The 3,309-nt window shown below is 68.8% G+C and carries 5 protein-coding genes; 1 reads left to right on the top strand and 4 read right to left on the bottom strand.

Going from position 1 to position 3,309, the window contains the following annotated elements:
* The 3 genes from AC1D15_RS23270 to AC1D15_RS23260 all read right to left on the bottom strand — a co-directional run.
* Window positions 1–416, bottom strand: a 416-nt coding sequence (locus AC1D15_RS23270) for a class I SAM-dependent methyltransferase (RefSeq protein WP_477827838.1), incomplete at its 3' end; no start/stop codon positions are given.
* Between the two features lie 17 nt (window positions 417–433).
* Window positions 434–850, bottom strand: a complete 417-nt coding sequence (locus tag AC1D15_RS23265) for a gamma-butyrobetaine hydroxylase family protein (protein ID WP_047505791.1) — start codon at window positions 848–850, stop codon at window positions 434–436.
* 23 nt (window positions 851–873) lie between these two features.
* Entirely contained in the window at window positions 874–1,335 is a 462-nt protein-coding gene (locus tag AC1D15_RS23260) for an HIT family protein (protein ID WP_465114033.1), read from the bottom strand.
* A gap of 60 nt (window positions 1,336–1,395) precedes the next feature.
* On the opposite strand from AC1D15_RS23260, the gene AC1D15_RS23255 reads away from it, so the two are divergent.
* Window positions 1,396–2,376 carry a Bug family tripartite tricarboxylate transporter substrate binding protein gene (locus AC1D15_RS23255; RefSeq protein WP_477827837.1) on the top strand — a complete coding sequence of 327 codons (981 nt, stop codon included), beginning with the start codon at window positions 1,396–1,398 and terminating at the stop codon, window positions 2,374–2,376.
* A gap of 32 nt (window positions 2,377–2,408) precedes the next feature.
* On the opposite strand, the gene AC1D15_RS23250 is transcribed toward AC1D15_RS23255, so the two are convergent.
* Window positions 2,409–3,309, bottom strand: a 901-nt coding sequence (locus AC1D15_RS23250) for a DUF3400 domain-containing protein (protein ID WP_477827836.1), incomplete at its 5' end; no start/stop codon positions are given.

Raw genomic sequence — 3,309 nt, 5'->3', positions numbered from 1 at the left:
ATGTTGCGCAGCCCGAACGCGACGCTGACCAGGTCGAAGCGATCGCTCGCGAACGGCAGCGCCTCGGCATCGCAGATCGCCGTCGGCAGCACCAGGCCCTGGTCGAGCATGCGGTCGCGGCCGTGGTGCAGCATCGCCTCGTTGATGTCGGTGTGCACGACGGTGCCGCGCTCGCCGACCTTCTTCGCGAACGCGCCGGCCAGGTCGCCGGTGCCGCCGGCGATGTCGAGCACCGAATCGCCCTCGCGCAGGTTCGCGACGGCCACCGTGTAGGCCTTCCAGGCCCGGTGCATGCCCATCGACAGCACGTCGTTCATCAGGTCGTACTTCGACGCGACCGAATCGAACACGCCGCGCACGCGCTCGGCCTTGCGGGTCTCGTCGACGGTCTCGAAGCCGAAATGGGTGTTGCTCATGGGTCAGTCCGTCGCAGTCAATGGTGGTGGCCGCAGGCGGATGCGGCCTTGTCGGGCATCGGCGTGTCGCGCGTGGCGCCGGCGGCCTGCAGCCGCGCCTCGTACTGCCGCCAGAGATCAGCCTCCTGCGAGCCCAGGAAATACAGGTAGTCCCACGAGAAGATGCCGGTCTGGTGGCCGTCGGAGAAGGTCGGCTGCACCGCGTAGTTGCCGACCGGCTCGAGCGCGGTGAGCGTGACCTCGCGCTTGCCGGTCTGCAGCGTTTCCTGGCCCGGGCCGTGGCCCTTGACCTCGGCCGACGGCGAGTAGACCCGCATCAGCTCGAACGGGATGCGGAAGCTGCGGCCATCGGCGAACGCCACCTCGAGCACGCGCGACTGCTCGTGCACCGTGATCGCGGTGGGTTGCGGGGTCTGGGCAGTGAGGCCGGCCATGGGGAATCCGAGTGTGGGAGGGTTCAGGTCGCGCGCGACAGGGCCGCGGCGACGCGCTCGTCGAGGCTTGTCAGTGGGCCGGCCAGGCGGTCGGCCGCGGGCGGCTGCACCTCGCGCTGGCGCGTGCCCCAAATGGGCTGCGGAAAGTGGCTGTCCCAGTCGAAGCGCGCGATCACGTGCCAGTGCAGGTGCGGCACCATGTTGCCGAGCGCGGCGAGGTTGATCTTGGTCGGTGCGAGCGCCTCGCGCAGCACGCGCTCGACAGTGGCCACCAGCGTCATCGCACGGGCCCGGGCGGCGGCGTCGAGGTCGGAGAACTCGGCCACGTGCTGGCGCGAGACGACGCGGTAGAAGCCGGGGAAGTTCGCATCGGCGATGCGGATCACGCGCCAGCCGTCGTCCTGCCAGACCAGCGCGCCGCCGCTCTCGCGGCACAGCTCGCAGCCGGGAGCGGGATGGGCGGGGCGGAGGAAGTCTGCAGGCATCTGCGCATTATCGGCGGCCACCGATAACATCGGCGGCTTCTTCCGAGACGGATCGCTGTCATGACTTCTGCGCTCACCCGCCGCCACTTCAACCTCGCCCTTGCCGGCGCGCTCGCGTCCGCAGGCACGGCCCACGCCGCCGACGCCTGGCCCTCGAAGCCGATCCGCTGGGTGGTGGCCTATCCGGCCGGCGGCGGCTCGGACTTCCTCGCGCGCCAGCTGGCGCCGCAACTGGGCAAGCAGCTCGGCCAGACGATCATCATCGACAACCGCCCGGGTGCGGCCGGCATGATCGGCACCGACAACGCGGCCAAGTCGCCGCCGGACGGCTACACGATCGTCACCGGCGACAACGGTGCGATGGTCTTCAACACCGCGATGTACAAGAAGGTGCCGTACGACCCGAAGGATCTGGCGCCGGTGGGTTTCATGGCGCGCTTCCCGCTGATCCTCGCGGTGAACCCGAACGCCGGCTTCACGAGCGGGCAGCAGCTGCTCGATGCCATCAAGAAGAACCCCGGCAAGTACAGCTACGCGTCACCCGGCATCGGCAGCCCGCACCACCTGGCGATGGAGCTGCTGAAGGACCGCACCGGCAGCTTCGTCGTGCACGTGCCGTACCGCGGCACGGCGCTCGCGGTGCAGGATGTCATCTCGGGCCAGGTGCCGATGATGGTGCTGGACACCGCGGCCGGGCTGCCGCAGATCAAGGGCGGCAAGGTCAAGGCGCTGGCGGTGATGTCGAAGAAGCGCATCGCGTCGCTGCCCGAYGTGCCGACGCTCGACGAGCTGGGCATCAAGGGCTTCGAGGTGACGGCATGGCAGGGCCTGTTCGTGCCGCACGGCACACCGCCCGAGATCGTCACGCGGCTCACGCAGGAGATGCACAAGGCGATCAGCACGCCGGAGGTGAAGGCGCGGCTGGAGGAGTTCGGGCTGGACGTCGCGCCGACCGACGGGCCGGCGCTGGCGAGCTTCGTGGCGCAAGAGACGAAGTTCTGGCATGCGCTGATCAAGGAGCGCAAGCTGAGCGCGGACTGAGAAACCGCCTCAGCCCGAACGGTGGGTCCTCGTCAGACGAGGACCCGCTCGATCCCGCCGTCATTCGCCATCTCCACATACTCCGGCATCCAGTCGGCCCCGAGGATCTTGTTGGCCATCTCGACGACGATGTAGTCCGCCTCCAGCAGCCCGTTCTGCAGGTCATTGCCGTAGCGCGACAGCCCCTGCAGGCAGCTCGGGCACGAGGTCAGGATCTTCACCGGCCCCTCGGCCGCCACCGCGCCGGTCGCGCGCAGCTTGGCCTCGTCGCGGCGCAGCTCTTCTTCCTTGCGGAAGCGCACCTGCGTCGAGATGTCGGGCCGCGTCACGCCCAGCGTGCCGCTCTCGCCGCAGCAGCGCTCGCTCTTCAGCACGCTCTCGGGCCGGTTCCCGCCGACCAGCGCCTGCACCGTCTTCATCGGCTCCTGCAGCTTCATCGGCGAGTGGCACGGGTCGTGGTAGAGGTAGCCCGCGCCCTGCGTGGCGTCGAGCGTGATGCCCTTCTCCAGCAGGTACTCGTGGATGTCGATGATCCGGCAGCCCGGGAAGATCTTGTCGAACTGGTAGCCCTGCAGCTGGTCGTAGCAGGTGCCGCAGCTCACCACCACCGTCTTGATGTCGAGGTAGTTCAGCGTGTTGGCCACGCGGTGGAACAGCACCCGGTTGTCGGTGATGATCTTGTCGGCCTTGTCGAACTGSCCSGWGCCGCGCTGCGGATACCCGCAGCACAGGTAGCCCGGCGGCAGCACCGTCTGCACGCCGGCATGCCACAGCATCGCCTGCGTGGCCAGGCCCACCTGCGAGAACAGCCGCTCCGAGCCGCAGCCCGGGAAATAGAACACCGCCTCGGTCTCGGCCGTCGTCGCCTTCGGGTTGCGGATGATCGGGACGTAGTTCTTGTCCTCGATGTCCAGCAGCGCCCGCGCCGTCTTC

This window comes from Rhizobacter sp. P2_H2, from assembly GCF_056403375.1.
This window is presented reverse-complemented; position numbering and strand designations above follow the sequence as displayed.